General features: G+C 45.1%; 13 protein-coding genes. 7 read left to right on the top strand and 6 right to left on the bottom strand.

Annotated elements, in window-relative coordinates; all coding sequences use genetic code 11:
• Positions 1-4 precede the first annotated feature (4 nt).
• A complete protein-coding gene (locus HBAL_RS14415; protein ID WP_015828686.1) occupies positions 5-847 on the bottom strand; it encodes a class II aldolase/adducin family protein in 843 nt (280 codons plus the stop codon).
• A gap of 114 nt (positions 848-961) precedes the next feature.
• Positions 962-1,870: a LysR family transcriptional regulator gene (locus HBAL_RS14410; protein WP_015828685.1), complete on the bottom strand. Its 909-nt coding sequence runs from the start codon at positions 1,868-1,870 to the stop codon at positions 962-964.
• Positions 1,871-1,998: 128 nt separating this feature from the next.
• Between HBAL_RS14410 and HBAL_RS14405 the strand changes: the two genes are divergently transcribed.
• The 4 genes from HBAL_RS14405 (at position 1,999) to HBAL_RS14390 (ending at position 6,114) form a co-directional block, all read left to right on the top strand.
• The gene (locus HBAL_RS14405) at positions 1,999-3,678 is read left to right on the top strand and encodes an AMP-binding protein (protein ID WP_015828684.1); all 1,680 of its coding nucleotides are present in this window, start codon (positions 1,999-2,001) and stop codon (positions 3,676-3,678) included.
• A gap of 124 nt (positions 3,679-3,802) precedes the next feature.
• The gene (locus HBAL_RS14400; protein ID WP_015828683.1) at positions 3,803-4,630 is read left to right on the top strand and encodes an SDR family oxidoreductase; all 828 of its coding nucleotides are present in this window, start codon (positions 3,803-3,805) and stop codon (positions 4,628-4,630) included.
• 43 nt (positions 4,631-4,673) lie between these two features.
• Positions 4,674-5,348 (top strand): histidine phosphatase family protein, encoded by a 675-nt coding sequence (locus HBAL_RS14395; protein WP_015828682.1) that lies wholly within the window; start codon positions 4,674-4,676, stop codon positions 5,346-5,348.
• The gene (locus HBAL_RS14390; RefSeq protein WP_015828681.1) at positions 5,323-6,114 is read left to right on the top strand and encodes an SDR family oxidoreductase; all 792 of its coding nucleotides are present in this window, start codon (positions 5,323-5,325) and stop codon (positions 6,112-6,114) included. Before HBAL_RS14395 ends, HBAL_RS14390 begins: the two co-directional genes overlap by 26 nt.
• Here the strand turns inward: HBAL_RS14390 and egtD are convergent.
• Positions 6,111-7,046 (bottom strand): L-histidine N(alpha)-methyltransferase, encoded by a 936-nt coding sequence (gene egtD / locus HBAL_RS14385; RefSeq protein WP_015828680.1) that lies wholly within the window; start codon positions 7,044-7,046, stop codon positions 6,111-6,113. The genes HBAL_RS14390 and egtD overlap by 4 nt on opposite strands.
• Entirely contained in the window at positions 7,046-8,314 is a 1,269-nt protein-coding gene (gene egtB, locus HBAL_RS14380) for an ergothioneine biosynthesis protein EgtB (RefSeq protein WP_015828679.1), read from the bottom strand. Before egtB ends, egtD begins: the two co-directional genes overlap by 1 nt.
• Before the next feature lie 213 nt (positions 8,315-8,527).
• Here egtB and HBAL_RS14375 point away from each other — a divergent pair, with 213 nt between their 5' ends.
• Together HBAL_RS14375 and HBAL_RS14370 are read left to right on the top strand one after the other, a co-directional pair.
• Entirely contained in the window at positions 8,528-9,370 is an 843-nt protein-coding gene (locus tag HBAL_RS14375) for an AAA family ATPase (RefSeq protein WP_015828678.1), read from the top strand.
• A gap of 30 nt (positions 9,371-9,400) precedes the next feature.
• Complete coding sequence (locus HBAL_RS14370; RefSeq protein ID WP_015828677.1) at positions 9,401-10,582, top strand: vWA domain-containing protein; 1,182 nt, start codon at positions 9,401-9,403, stop codon at positions 10,580-10,582.
• Positions 10,583-10,620: 38 nt separating this feature from the next.
• On the opposite strand, the gene HBAL_RS14365 is transcribed toward HBAL_RS14370, so the two are convergent.
• Positions 10,621-11,379, bottom strand: coding sequence for an enoyl-CoA hydratase/isomerase family protein (locus tag HBAL_RS14365; RefSeq protein ID WP_015828676.1), 759 nt, complete (start codon positions 11,377-11,379; stop codon positions 10,621-10,623).
• A gap of 221 nt (positions 11,380-11,600) precedes the next feature.
• On the opposite strand from HBAL_RS14365, the gene HBAL_RS14360 reads away from it, so the two are divergent.
• Positions 11,601-13,409 carry an acyl-CoA dehydrogenase gene (locus HBAL_RS14360; RefSeq protein ID WP_015828675.1) on the top strand — a complete coding sequence of 603 codons (1,809 nt, stop codon included), beginning with the start codon at positions 11,601-11,603 and terminating at the stop codon, positions 13,407-13,409.
• A gap of 69 nt (positions 13,410-13,478) precedes the next feature.
• Here the strand turns inward: HBAL_RS14360 and HBAL_RS14355 are convergent, their stop codons facing one another.
• On the bottom strand, positions 13,479-14,771 hold the full coding sequence (locus tag HBAL_RS14355; RefSeq protein WP_015828674.1) for a Xaa-Pro dipeptidase: 1,293 nt from the start codon (positions 14,769-14,771) through the stop codon (positions 13,479-13,481).
• Positions 14,772-14,879: the final 108 nt, after the last annotated feature.

The raw sequence follows: 14,879 nt of genomic DNA, 5'->3' as shown, positions 1-14,879 counted from the left end.
AGGATTATTGATCATAGCCAGGATTGGTTCTTTTTAAGCTTCTGATGAGGGCAGGCCACACAAGATTGTCCCCCATGCCCGGCATGAAGGCGGCTGCGCCTTGAGAATAAACCCTGTTTCCCATTTCTGCGGGTTCTTCATGCAAAGCATCTTCGCTGCCAGCAGCTTGAGCGAGTATTTGGGCCTTACAGGCATTTTCAAGGAAATACATGCGTAAGAAAGCAATGGCGCAATTGGGGCCGACTGTTAATGTGCCGTGATTGCGTAGCATGAGTAGACTTTTGGAACCCAAATCTTTGACGATGCGCTCACGTTCATCAAGATCAAGCGCAATGCCTTCATAATCATGATAGGCGAGGTCATCTTGCACTTGCATTGAAAACTGGGTGTAGCGTCTTAAGCCGGCTTTTTGAACGGATACTGCAATGCCATAAGGTGTGTGGACATGGATCACACATCCTGCATCTTCACGTGCGGCGTGCACGGCGCTGTGGATGGTGAAACCGGCTGGATTGATGAAATAGGGTGTGTCCTGACAGATGTTTCCATTCAGGTCGATTTTGACGAGGCTGGAGGCCGTGATTTCACCAAAAAGCAAGCCATAAGGATTGATCAAAAAGCGCTCTTCCATGTCGCCATTGGCATTGGGCTCATCAGGAAGGCGGGCAGAAATGTGTGTAAAAACAAGGTCTGTCCAGCCATACATGGCGCAGAGGCGATAGGTGGCAGCAAGCTGGCAACGTAAACTCCATTCTGCATCAGACACAGATCCTTTTATGGATTCCAAATCTGCCGGATCGGGAATACCAAAACCGGGTTCTTTGTTCATGGCGTTCGACTCAGACATGTGTTTCCTCACTTATTTTGATTGTTTTTTTATACGATGAACGCGCTCAAAAAAATGTCAACTTCTTTACGATTTGACAAATTAATTTACGCCTAGACGTGCCTGTTTTAGAGTTTAGGAGAAGATATCATTTGTATCTATCACAATTTCACGCAGCCATTTATTGGCTGAATCTGCTTCATTGTCGGAATGCCAATATAGGTTTAGCTCAATAGGCGGCATGGAGAATGGCACATCCTGAATTTTGAGTGGGCGCGATTGTATCATGGATTGGGCCAGTCTTTTGGGCATGGTTAAAATTCGGTCCGAGCGCTCAACGATGGCCAATGCGCTAAGATAGTTTTGGCAACGAACTCTGACGTCTCTGAAAATGCCGCGTTGTTCCAATGCAGAATCTTCAAGCACTGTGCCAACGGTTCTGGCGGATACAGCGATGTGTTCTTGGGCGAGATAATCGGCTGCCGTTTGTATTGTGTGGGTTTTGGAAACAATACACCAATCATCAGCCGTGAGTGGATGGTGGCGCAATTGTTTTGAGGTTGGGAGCGCGATGTCTACGCAGATATCGAGTGTATGGCCTGATAGAGAGGCGACCATTTCATTGCGATCATATCTAGCGCTGATAATGCGTACATTTGGAGCCAGTTGTCGGATTTTCTCGACAAATTCAGGAAAGAAAACAATTTCCATGGCATCGGGCATTCCGATGGTGAAAACGATTTTGCTTTGAGCTGGGTCAAATTTTCCCCAGCTTTGCAGAAGGGCGCGCAGCCGGTCTATCTCATCGAGTAAATCTGGTGCCATACGGGCGCACACAGGCGTGGGTCGCATGATGCGTCCCTCTTTGACGAAGAGGGGATCGTTAAGGTGGGCTCTTAGGCGGCGCAAGGCATGACTGACAGCGGAGGGGCTGAGCGATAAGAGGTTGGCCGCACGGGTTAGATTTTGTTCTCGATAAACCGCTTCAAAGACTTTGAGCAGATTTAAATCGAGTCTGTCTGTTCTGCTGTGAATTTTATTCATAGTGTTGGTTTAATATATATCACTTGATTCATCAATCATGAAGGGAGAAGGTGATACACTATGTATGTCAGATCATCCGAAGAGATAGACTGACTTAGCTCATACGAGCAGTTTACGGGGAAGAAACAATGCCAAGCGACACAAGTGCGCAAGCACCATTTTGGACAAAAAATTATCCTGACAGCATCCCCACGACGATTGATCTGGGTGATGATACATTTATTGAAGTCATCAATGAATGCATGAAAAAATTCGCTGATCGTGAAGCGATTGAATGCCTTGGTGCTGTTTGGAGTTATGCTCGATTAGATAAAGAATCGGCGCAGATTGCGGCATCTCTTCAAGCTATGAAGTTGGATGACGGCGCACGTGTTGCGATTATGATGCCGACTATCCCGCAATATCTTGTGACTTTGCTTGGTGTGTTTAGGGCGGGATTGATTGCGGTGAGTGTAAATCCGCTTTATACGCCGCGTGAATTAGAGCATCAGTTAAATGATAGTGGTGCAGAAGTTGTTTTTATACTTGAAGACTTTGCGACAACCCTAAAAGAAGTGATTTCCAAAACACCTGTGAAGCATACGATTGTTACGACAATCGGTGATACAATTGGCGGCGTTAAAGGGCATTTGGCAAATTTTGTTCAGCGCCATGTGAAGAAGAGTGTTTTACCATCTGATATTCCAGCGGCACAGAAATATAAAGACTTCCTCCAGCGCGGAGCATCTCTTCAATGGAAGCCGCAAACACATCATCAAGATGACGTGGCAGTTCTGCAATATACTGGCGGGACAACAGGCGTTTCAAAAGGCGCAATTCTTCAGCAGAAGAATTTATTGGCCGCTGCTAAATGTTCAGGTGCTTGGGTCGATCTTGCACTAAATATCGAACCCAAAATTGATGTGCCGAAATTTTTGATACCTTTGCCATTATATCATGTGTTCACGCTCTATATTGTATCACTTGGATTATTTATGGGCGCGCGCTCGGTGTTTATTCCCAATCCGCGTGATCAAGATTCCATGGTCAAAGTGATGGCCAAATCCCCGTTCAATATGATGATGGGATTAAACACATTATATGCGGGCCTACTTAATCATAAAGATATTGGCAGTGTGGATTTCTCCAAATCGAGAGTTTTTATCGCTGGAGGAACAGCAACGCATAGAAATACTGCTGAAAAATGGAAAGAATTGACAGGCGAACCCATACTTGAGGGATGGGGCATGACTGAAACAACCGGAGCAGGGACATGTACACCTTATCCGCAGTCAGAATTTACAGGTTCAGTTGGTTTACCTGCGCCATCTATTCTCATCTCCATTCGAGATGATAACGGCAATGAAGTGCCAATTGGTGAAGATGGTGAGATGTGGATAAAAGGTCCCAATGTTATGGCGGGCTATTGGAATAGACCTGAAGCCACTAAAGAATCTTTTTGTGAGAATGGGTATTTTGCCACCGGTGATATCGGTCGATTTGACGAGCAAGGGTATGTAAGAATTATTGACCGGAAAAAAGACATGATCCTTGTCTCTGGTTTCAATGTTTATTGTAATGAAATTGAAAATGTACTCGCCAGCTTAGAGGGCGTTGCAGAAGCAGCTGCTATTGGTGTGCCTGATGAACAGACTGGCGAAGCCGTTAAAGTGTTTGTTGTGAAGTCACATTCGGACCTAGTTGAAGAGGATATTCGTCAATACTGCCGCGATGAGTTGACCGGATACAAGCGCCCTAAACACATAGAGTTTATCGACGTTTTGCCTAAATCACCTGTAGGCAAGGTTTTGCGAAAAGATTTGCGCTAGTTTCGGTCGTAAATCCATAAATGGCCCGCACGTTAAATGATGTGTGGAGATGGTGCAGAATATAATAAAATCTGGCTCAGTATCGTTGGTAGGACGGGCCTATTATTCAAAATAGGGGCGGAAGATGAGTAAAATAGATCGTGTATTTATAACGGGTGGAGCTGCTGGTTTAGGCAAAGCACTTGCGCTAAATTATGCCAAACAGGGTGTGAAAGTCTGCATTGCCGATATTGATGATAAAGCCGGTGAAGCAACTCTTGCAGAGCTGAAAAATATAGGGGCCGAAGCTGCTTATCTGCATTGTGATGTGTGTACTTCCAACGATTTGGAAGATGCAGCACAATGGTTATCTGACAATTGGAGCGGCGTTGATCTGGTTGTGAACAATGCTGGTGTGGCGCAAATGGGCCCCATTGAGAAGGTGTCTATTGAAGACTGGCAATGGATTATCGATATCAATATTTTGGGAATTGTGAGATCCACCAAAGCTTTCCTGCCATTATTCAAAGCCCAATGCTCTGGACGTTTTGTCAATGTCGCGTCAATGGCGGGTTATCTTTATATGCCTGATGCTGCGGCATATAACGCGACTAAAGCAGCCGTTATTGCAATGTCTGAAACGCTTATGCTTGAGTTTGAAAAGTATAATGTCGGTGTTCAGGTTGTGTGTCCTGCTTTTTTCAGAACGGATCTGGCAAAGAATATGCGCTCAAGTAGTGCAGAATCTGAGCAAATGACGAAGCGTTTGGTTGAGCGTGCACGTATTGGCGCTGATGAAATTGCAGAAAAAATTGCTGACGGCATCCGGCAGAATACGTCACACATTTTTACGCATCCAGAAGCCGAGCAAGCATTGAAAGCAAAGCACTCAATGCCTTTTGTAGATTTCCTAAATATGCTGCGGGGACAGGTTGCGCAAATAGCTGAACGTATGGCTCGCCCTGAAAGCTAATTAAAAGATCACAATTGTGATGACAAAAAGGTAGTGCATTAAGATGCCAAGACTTCATTTCGTCCGCCATGGACAGGCTTCTTTTGGGGCTAAAGATTACGATAATCTGTCTGAAATCGGGCATTTACAATCGAAGGTCTTAGGAAAGGCAATGTGGCGCGAGGGGGCAGGGAGGCTCTATAGTGGAACGTTAAAGCGTCATTGTCAGACCGCTGAGGGATTTGCCGCTGGAGTGGCATATGAGCAAGAGCCAAGATGGAATGAATTTGATTATTTAAATATCATTGGCGCGATGCGACCTGAGTTTGACTCCTCGCAGGCTATTGGCGATTTCGTTGCCAAATCAAAGAATCCAAACCTTGAATTCCAGGCCATATACGATGCAGCTGTTCAACGCTGGGCAGATGGCGAAAATGATCAAGACTACAACGAAAGCAGATCTGATTTTCGATTGCGTATTCGCAGTGCGATTGATGATTTGGCAAATTCGCTTCCAAAAGATGGAACAGCGTTTGTATTTTCATCTGGCGGTCCGATCAGCGCCGTTGTTCAAGAAGTTATGGACTTAAGCGAAACAACCACACGTCAGGTTGAGCGCGTGCTTCATAATGCAAGTGTCACCACGATCTCGGTCTCATCCAATCGCACACATATGATCGCTTTTAATCAACATCACCATTTGGAGGCAGAAGATGCCAAACTCATCACCCATCGCTGATAAAGCAGATCGTCGTCCAGTTATTGTTATAACAGGTGCAAGTTCAGGTCTGGGGGCAGGCATGGCTGTTCGCTTTGCAAAGAAAGGCTATGATCTGGCTTTGTGTGCGCGGCGTATTGAAAAACTAGAAGAATTGAAATTTGAGATTTTATCTGCTGCGCCTTTGGCTCGCGTTGAATTGGCACCTTTAGATGTGAATGATCATGATGCTGTGTTCACCGTTTTTGAAGATTTCAAAACGCGGTTTGGCAAAATTGATCGTATCATCATCAATGCAGGTATTGGCTCGGGAGCACCTATAGGGAAGGGCGGCTTTCAGAAAAACAAAGCTGTGCTGGAAACAAACCTTATCGCTGCTCTGGCTCAATCTGAAGCGAGTATGCAGATATTTCGTGAGCAAGGAGAAGGGCATCTCGTCATCATTTCTTCTATGAGCGCGATGCGTGGCTTGAGAAGCTCAATTGCTTGTTATTCCACAAGTAAAGCTGCGGTTGCGCATTTAGCTGAATGTATGCGGGCGGACATGTTGCGAAAGCCAAAAATTACAGTCTCCACGATATTCCCCGGCTATATTGAGAGTGAGATGACAGCGCAGGCACCAAAGGATAAAACGCCTTACATTGTCTCAAATGATAAAGGCTGTGACCTTCTCGTCAAAGCTATTGAGGCGAAGAAAGAGAAAGCCTGCGTTCCCGCTTGGCCTTGGGCACCAATGGGATTTTTAATGAGGAATTTGCCATTATCTTGGGTGATGAAACTGATTTAATTTAATAAAAACAGTGCCATGCTGGGGCTGGGTGATGTCCATACATGCTGGATGTTCCAGCCCGCGTTTTGGGCAAGTTGATCAATTTTCGAAACTGAAAACTTACGTGAATTTTCTGTGTGGATGGTTTCACCAGCGAGAAATTCAAAAGTTTGCTCATCTATCGTAACGGTTTGATCCTCTTTACTGACGAGGTGCATTTCAATCGTGTCAGTTGCGTCATTCCAGCGGGCGTCATGATAAAAAGCGCTGAGATCGAAATCCGCATTGAGGTCATTATTGATACGCGCGAGCAGGTTTTTGTTGAACTCCGCCGTGATTTGATCGGCATCGTTGTATGCAGGAATTAGCGTTTCAGGATTTTGGTTTACATCTACACCAAGCAGGAATTGACCATTCTCGGATAAGTCTTGGCGTGCTTTTGAGAGGAAGGTGTTTATCTCTCTATCATTTAGATTTCCAAGTGTGGAGCCAGGAAAAAATCCAAGAGATGGGTCACCGCTTGAGGGGATGTTTAGTTCTGGGTCGAGGAAGTTTCCAGTCACGGGCGAAACCTCTAATTCTGGATATGCTGTTTGCAAGCGTTTCGAGGCGTTGAGCAAAAATGTTTCGGAGACATCAATGGGTACGAACCCAGATGGTGTTTCAAGCGCATCGAGTAATATACGGATTTTGCGTAGAGCGCCTGCACCATACTCTACCACGCGAACATTTTTGGGAATATGAGCTGAGAATTCCGGCGCGCATTCTTTGAGAAGCTTTAGTTCGGTGCGTGTCGGGTAGTATTCATCAAGATTTGTGATCTGTTCAAAAAGGTCAGAGCCTTTTTCATCGTAGAAATATTTGCAGGGTAAGTGTTTTTGAGGTGAGGATAGGCCTGAGATAACATCGGATAGAAATTCACAATCGGGGCGAGTCATGAGGTCTTGCATTAGGTGATATCCTTTGCGAGCCGAAGGCCGGAAAATTGCCAACGTTTATCAGGGTGAAAAAAGTTTCGATAAGTGGAACGTGTGTGAGCGGGTGAAGTTCCACAAGAGCCGCCTCGTAATACCATCTGCCCGCTCATAAATTTGCCATTGTATTCGCCAATAGCGCCGTCATTTATTTGAAATCCCGGATAGGGCAGGAAGGCACTCGCAGTCCATTCCCAGACATTTTCAAACATGCCGGTAAGTGTATCACCGGTTTGAGCTAGCGGTTTTAGTGGCGGAGATGAGGATGGAATTGTTGCGCCGGTTTGTTTAGCAGCATGTTCCCATTCTGCTTCCGTGGGGAGGCGAGCACCTGCCCAACAGGCATAAGCATCTGCTTCGTAAAAACTGATATGACACACGGGGGCATCAAGTTCGACCGGCGCAAAGCCGCCAAGAGTCATTGTCCACCATGCATTGTCTTTTTTTTCCCAATAAAGAGGGGCGTGCCACTCATTTTGTGTCTTGGTGGCAAATCCGTCAGACAGCCAATATTTGGAATTTGCATATCCGCCCGCTTCTATAAAATCGATCCATTCAGCATTGGTGACATTACGATTTGCGAGTTTGAATGCTGGCGTCAGAGCTGGGTGGAGGGGAGTTTCACAATCGAATGCAAAACCATCTCCTGAGTGTCCTATCTGCGGTGTAGCAGGTTCAAATTGGGTCCAAGAAAGTGGGGGAGTGGTTGCTGCGCTTGAGTCCGGCTGCGCGGGAAATTCTGTAAAGGCTGGCTTTAGCGGATTTTGGGCAAAGAGATGTAGAATATCAGTATAGAATAATTCTTGATGTTGTTCTTCATGGGCTAAGCCCAATTCCAGAATATCGAGTGGAACTTTACCCTGTTGGATTAAGGCATGCATATGCGTGTTTACATGATTACGATAAGCATAAATTTCTTCTAGGCTTGGGCGGGTGAGCAAGCCGCGTTTATTGCGCAAATGGCGCGGCCCAACCGCATCATAATAGGAGTTGAAGAGATAGGCGTAAGCAGGATTAAATCTGGCGCTTTCACCTAATTCTGGGGCGATGATAAATTCTTCAAAAAACCAGCTAGTATGCGCTAAATGCCATTTGGCTGGACTTGCATCTGGCATGGATTGAGCTGTCGCATCTGCGTCGGATAGCGTTTTGCACATCGAGACTGTGCGTTCCCGAACTGCTGTAAATTTTTTAGCGAGAGTTGCATCTTTTGAGGTGTTTTGTGGGTGAGTGTTTGTGAACACGTGTCTTCCTCATAATTTGTTGCGTCAGTCTCATGCTGATCTTTTATATACCTTGCGACCAACAAAAATATGTCAGCAGCATCTAGTGAGTGTTTCACGATAATATCAAAACACAAAAATAGTGCGCATGCATGCCCCGACGTTAGATCTTGATGTCGTGGGTTTATGCCGTATCTAATGTTAAGTGCATTAAATACGAAAAGAGATGAGACGATGAAATTTTCCGGATCTGAAACCTATGTCGCGACTGAAGATCTGCAGGTTGCTGTGAATGCAGCGATTGCTCTGGAACGACCTCTCTTGATTAAAGGTGAGCCAGGGACAGGTAAAACTGTGTTGGCGCATGAAGTGGCGCAAGCTCTTGGTCGCCCGCTTATTGAATGGCACATTAAATCCACAACAAAGGCCCAGCAGGGGCTTTATGAGTATGATGCGGTTTCTCGGCTTAGAGATTCTCAGTTGGGTGATCCAAAAGTCGCTGACGTTAGCAATTACATTAAACGCGGAAAATTATGGGAAGCATTTGTTGCGGATGACCAACCAATCCTGCTGATTGACGAAATTGATAAAGCCGATATTGAGTTTCCAAATGACTTACTTCAAGAACTCGATCGTATGGAGTTTTTTGTGTACGAAACTGGAGAGACTATAAAAGCCGAAAAACGGCCTTTGGTGATCATCACCTCTAATAATGAAAAAGAATTGCCGGATGCGTTTTTGCGTCGTTGTTTCTTTCACTTCATTAAATTTCCAGATGCCGACACCATGAAAGCCATTGTGGATGTTCATTTTCCTGAGATTCAAAAACGTCTTGTCGCGAACGCTTTGAGCACTTTTTATGATATGAGAGAAGTTCCGGGTCTGAAAAAGAAACCATCCACATCGGAATTGATCGACTGGCTGAAATTATTGATGTCTGAGGATATAGATCCGGAGACTTTACGGACGAATGATGCGCGCACAGCGATTCCGCCTTTGCATGGTGCTTTGCTAAAGAATGAGCAGGACATTCACTTGTTTGAGCGTTTGGCATTTATGGCACGCAGAGAACGCTAGGCTTTTATAGATTGGCTGGATTTATCCGCTATGTTCACAAAATTTTTCTATGAATTAAAATCGGCGGGCATTCCTGTGTCTGTCAAAGAATACCTTATGTTTCTGGAGGTCATGGATGCTGATCTTGCTGAAAAAAAGGTAGAGAATTTCTATTATCTTTCTCGCGCTAGTTTGGTGAAAGATGAGCGTAATTTAGATAAATTCGATCAAGTTTTCGGACATGTTTTCAAAGGATTAGAGAGCGTTTCGGAAGGCTTGGAAAAAGAAATTCCAGAGGAATGGCTGCGTAAACTGACCGAAAAATTCCTGACCGAAGAAGAGAAAGCCGAAATAGAGGCGCTTGGTGGTTGGGACAAGCTGATGGAGACGCTGAAAAAGCGTCTTGAAGAGCAAAAAGAGCGCCATGAAGGCGGCAATAAATGGATTGGAACGGGCGGTACATCTCCTTTTGGTGCTAATGGCTATAATCCTGAAGGCATCCGCATTGGACAAGACAAAAGCCGTCATAAAAAGGCTGTTAAAGTCTGGGATAAACGTGAGTTTAAAGATCTTGATGACAGCGTTGAGCTTGGAACGCGGAATCTAAAAATGGCATTGCGTAAGCTTCGTCATTTTGCACGTTCAGGAGCAGATGAAGAGTTTGATCTAAAGAATACAATCGATTCAACGGCGCGGTCTGGATATCTGGATATCAAGATGCGTCCAGAGCGCCGCAATGTTGTGAAAGTGTTGATATTTTTTGATGTTGGTGGGTCAATGGACCCATATGTGAAGCTTGTTGAAGAGCTGTTTTCAGCGGCGCGTGCTGAGTTCAAGCATATGGAATATTTCTACTTCCATAATTGCCTCTATGACTATGTGTGGAAGGACAATTCACGTCGTTGGACTGAGAAGCTGAATACGTGGGACATACTCCACACATACCCGCATGACTACAAAGTGATTGTTGTGGGTGATGCTGCGATGTCACCTTATGAAATTGCTATGCCGGGCGGCGCATCTGAATATATGAATGAAGAGCCGGGGGCTGTTTGGTTGCAAAGGCTAGTCGATGTGTATTCTAAATTCTCTTGGATCAATCCAGAGCGTGAAGAGCATTGGAATTATACGCAATCTAATCAAATGATTAGAGAAATCATTGATAATCGGATGTATCCGTTGACAGTGGATGGTATTGGTCGTGCGATTACGAATTTACGCGGTTCCAGGTAAGTGACGAGGGCAGCTTAACTGCCCTCTGATACGAAGACCTATTTATAAACAGGCTTACGTTTTTGCATTTTAGCCGCGATGCTTTCGGCAAATTCGGGTGATTTTAACTGGTCCGCAAAATCAGAGAATTCAGCATTCATGTGGTCTGTCATATTGCCGCGGTAATTGCGGATCAAATCCTTAGATTTGCGCATAGATTCAGGGGCTGAACCTGCAATGCTGTGCGCGAGGGCCTCTATTGATGGCTTGAAATCAGTATCACTGAAGACGCGCGATATTAGCCCAAAGTCGAGTGCTTCTTGAGCGTTTAATGTTCTGCCTGCTAGCAAAATGTCGTTGGCAACTGCCATACCGACTGCTTCAGGCAAAAGCATGGATGACGCTGCTTCAGGCACAACGCCCAGCTTTACAAATGGTGCGCCAAAAGTAGCGCTTTCATGTGCGTAAACGAGGTCACAATGAAGTAGCATTGTGAGTCCAATGCCAATCGCGTGTGCATTGACTGCGGCGATAATGGGCTTGGGGCAATCACGAAGTGCGTCTAGAAAGCGTACCACTGGCGGTTTTTCGCTGCCGACCAAATCTGTTGTGAAGTCTGAAATGTCATTTCCAGAGGTGAACATGTCGCCAGCACCTGTGATGACAAAAGCGCGTGAAGTTTTATCTTCGCCATATGCCAAAATCGCATCAGCCATAGCACTATACATGCCTTTGGTGATCGCATTTTTCTTATCTTGGCGTGTGATAGTCAAAGTTGTGACCATCTCATTCTGGGTGACGACTATAAATTCGCTCATAATTGTGTCCCTCTATTCATTCTTGGGTAGGCGAACTGAAAATGCCTGTCAATAATGCCGCAAGGTGAGGGGAAACTGGTTAAATCAGGTGAATGTATGAGCTTTCACTTTCTTTTCAAAATTGCCCTTAGGGTAGGATTGATCAGGGAATAAATTTTAGTACCATTGTTAAAAAATGGTGCTATTTGTCTCCATTCTCTGCATTCAAAGGAAGTTGATTAATGTCATTGATTACAAATCGTCGCGATATAGATTTCTTGATGTATGAGCTGCTGGATCTCGACCAAATGCTTCAAACGGATCGCTATGAAGCATATGACCGAGAAGCAATTTCAGCTATTTTGGATACTGCGCAAGCGATTGCTGAAGATAAGTATCTCACATGTGCAAGTGAGCTGGATGCGAATGAGCCAACATTTGACGGCGAAAAAGTATCCATCATGCCCGAAGTAGGAGAGGCGCTAAAAGCTTTTGCTGATGCGGGCTTTTTTGGAGCCAGTTTTGATGAGGATGTCGGCGGGGCACAATTACCCGGGATTGTGAATTTTGCATTGGCTGGTTTTTTCTCAGCGGCTAATCCGGGGATAAACTCGTATGCATTTTTGACGATTGGTGCTGCCAATATGTTGAATGCAGTGGGTAGTCAGGAACAGAAAGACAAATATCTTGGTCCAATGCTGGAAGGCCGCTGGTTTGGGACAATGTGTCTATCTGAACCTCAAGCGGGTTCTTCACTGTCTGATATCCGTACCAAAGCAACGCCGACAGATGAGGGGCATTATCTGATTGAAGGCTCGAAAATGTGGATTTCGGGTGGAGATCACGAGCTTGCAGAAAATATTGTTGAAATGGTGCTGGCTAAAATTCCAGGTGGCCCTCCGGGTGTGCGGGGAATTTCTCTTTTTATCGTACCAAAATATCGTGTGAATGATGATGGAAGTCTTGGGCCGAAGAATGATATTTCATTGGCGGGTCTCAATCATAAAATGGGACATCGCGGCACGACAAATTGCCTTTTGAATTTTGGTGAAAATGGCGATTGTCATGGGTATCTTGTGGGGAAGCCGCATGAGGGCTTGAAATCCATGTTTCATATGATGAATGAAGCGCGCATTGGTGTTGGGCAAGGCTCCGTCATGAGTGCATTAACTGGATTTCTTTATTCATTAAAATATGCTGGTGAGCGTTCGCAAGGCCGCCACCCTCAAGATAAAGATCCGACAAAACCTCAAATTCCTATCATTGAGCACACCGATATCAAGCGGTTGCTCATGGCGCAAAAGGCGGCGGTCGAGGGCGCTTCTGCATTGCTTTTTTATTGTATGGACCTTGTTGAACAGCAAAAATTGACTGACGACAAAAACGAGCAGATGCGTTTGGCTTTATTGTTGGAAATTTTGACACCCTTGGCAAAATCTTGGCCGTCAGAATTTTGTTTAGAGGCAAATAAGCACGCAATTCAAATCCTTGGAGGATATGGTTATACGCGTGAATTCCCTGTTGAGCGGTATTATCGCGATAATCGTTTGAACCATATTCATGAAGGTACGCATGCGATACATGGCCTTGATTTGTTGGGTCGAAAAGTCTCTATGCATGACGGGGCAGCGCTAAATTTGCTTATGGCTGAGGTGCAAAAAACGTTAGCAGAGGTCGCTGGTGAAACTTCGCTAAAAGAGTATGCTACTGCATTAACTGGTGCAGTTGAAACGCTGTTGGATACAACAAAAACAGTAAAAGCCTGTGAAAATCAGAATATTCAATTAGCGAACGCCACGATATATCTGGACGCTTTCGGGCATGTTGTTGTGGCGTGGTTATGGCTGCGACAGGCTCAGGTATCTGTAAATGCGTTGAAGACGGCTGAGGGAGATGATGTTGCTTTCTATCAGGGTAAAATAGCAGCTTGCCGGTATTTCTTCCGCTATGAATTACCAAAAGCGGTCACGCAATTTCATCTTGTGGCGGATCTGGATCAAACTTGTTTGGATTTGGTTCCAGAGCAATTGATAGGCAGCAATCCCTTTTAAGTGAAACTAGCGACGCATTGAGATAGCTATAATGCCCCTTCAGAGTATCACTTTGAAGGGGCGTTTTAGTTATTGCGTGATGGTGTTTTTGTAGACAACACCGTCTTTCATCACAAAGTCGATGTCTTCCAGCTCGCTAACATCGGTTAGCGGGTTTGCTGACACCGCAACGATATCTGCGAATTTTCCAACTTCTATTGAGCCAGTGTTGGTCTCAGTTCCAAAGAGTGTCGCATTACCAATCGTAGATGCTTGTATGGCTTGCATGGGTGTCATTCCCCATTCAACCATTTTTGCAAATTGGCGTGCATTTAAACCGTGTGAATAGACACCGCCATCTGTACCAAATGCCATTTTGGCACCTGCTTTAACGGCTGCTTGAAAACGTTCTCTTTGAAGGCGTCCAACTTTACGTTCTTTTTCTAGAGATTCTTCAAGAATGCCGGCGGCTTCTCCTTCAGATAGGATAAAGTCGGACACATAGATATCCATGGAAAGATATGTGCCTTGTTCAATGGCGACTTGAATATCTTCATCCGTGATCATGCTTGCATGTTCAACGGAGTCGACGCCAGCTTTTAGGGCCGTTGCGATGCCATCAGAGCCATGAGCATGGACGGCAACTTTCAATCCTAATAGGTGTGCTTCATCAACAATGGCTGCCATTTCTTCAAAGGTGAATTGCTGTGCACCAAGTTTAGTGCCTTTGGATAAGACACCGCCTGTTCCACAAAATTTGATGACTTCAGCCCCGTATTTATTGTTTTGGCGCACTTTGGCGCGGACAGCCCAAGGTCCATCAGCCACACCTTCAGCTTTGTTTTGATATTCAAAAGGTAGCAAATTGGAATCGCAATGGCCGCCAGTAATCCCCAGAGAGGGGCCAGATGCGATGATACGTGGCCCAATTACTATGCCGTCTTCAATCGAGTCTTTTAATGCGATATCTGCATATCCGGGGGCACCTAAGTTTCTAACACTTGTGAACCCTGCTAGCAGGGTCTTTTTGGCATTCGCCACACCATTAATTGCAGCTCTAGGTGTTGAGATAGTCAGTCTTCTGTAGCCGTGATCAGAAGCGTTGGATGTGAGGTGAACGTGGCTGTCAGATAAACCGGGCAATAATGTAGCGCCGGCCATATCTAGGGTTTCCCAATCTCCATCAGGTGCTTTGGATGCATTGCCAACAAAAGTGATTTTTCCGTTTTCTATTGCGATAGCTTGATTTTTTACGAGTTTGCCTTTTACGACATCAATAAGGTCAGCATTTATAAGTAATGTTTTGGATGTGGTTTCCTGAGCCAAGCTGGGCGAGGAGATAAAGAATGCGAAACAGACCGAGAGCGCGCTTAGAATTTTCATAAATTTACCTGTATGACTGGCAAGGGAAGAATGTGTCTTTTCTTGTTTTCGTATAAGAAGTGGTATGCCAAGCTAAGGGAGAATTAAATTCTATCATAGTGTCTGTTT

This window comes from Hirschia baltica ATCC 49814 (assembly GCF_000023785.1).
GTDB lineage: Bacteria > Pseudomonadota > Alphaproteobacteria > Caulobacterales > Hyphomonadaceae > Hirschia > Hirschia baltica.
This window is presented reverse-complemented; position numbering and strand designations above follow the sequence as displayed.

Bases quoted from the DNA above. Each gene is read 5' to 3' on its own strand.
- HBAL_RS14415 (WP_015828686.1), bottom strand. From the start codon at position 847: ATGTCTGAGTCGAACGCCATGAACAAAGAACCCGGTTTTGGTATTCCC.
- HBAL_RS14410 (WP_015828685.1), bottom strand. From the start codon at position 1,870: ATGAATAAAATTCACAGCAGAACAGACAGACTCGATTTAAATCTGCTC.
- HBAL_RS14405 (WP_015828684.1), top strand. From the start codon at position 1,999: ATGCCAAGCGACACAAGTGCGCAAGCACCATTTTGGACAAAAAATTAT.
- HBAL_RS14400 (WP_015828683.1), top strand. From the start codon at position 3,803: ATGAGTAAAATAGATCGTGTATTTATAACGGGTGGAGCTGCTGGTTTA.
- HBAL_RS14395 (WP_015828682.1), top strand. From the start codon at position 4,674: ATGCCAAGACTTCATTTCGTCCGCCATGGACAGGCTTCTTTTGGGGCT.
- HBAL_RS14390 (WP_015828681.1), top strand. From the start codon at position 5,323: ATGCCAAACTCATCACCCATCGCTGATAAAGCAGATCGTCGTCCAGTT.
- egtD (WP_015828680.1), bottom strand. From the start codon at position 7,046: ATGCAAGACCTCATGACTCGCCCCGATTGTGAATTTCTATCCGATGTT.
- HBAL_RS14375 (WP_015828678.1), top strand. From the start codon at position 8,528: ATGAAATTTTCCGGATCTGAAACCTATGTCGCGACTGAAGATCTGCAG.
- HBAL_RS14370 (WP_015828677.1), top strand. From the start codon at position 9,401: ATGTTCACAAAATTTTTCTATGAATTAAAATCGGCGGGCATTCCTGTG.
- HBAL_RS14365 (WP_015828676.1), bottom strand. From the start codon at position 11,379: ATGAGCGAATTTATAGTCGTCACCCAGAATGAGATGGTCACAACTTTG.
- HBAL_RS14360 (WP_015828675.1), top strand. From the start codon at position 11,601: ATGTCATTGATTACAAATCGTCGCGATATAGATTTCTTGATGTATGAG.
- HBAL_RS14355 (WP_015828674.1), bottom strand. From the start codon at position 14,771: ATGAAAATTCTAAGCGCGCTCTCGGTCTGTTTCGCATTCTTTATCTCC.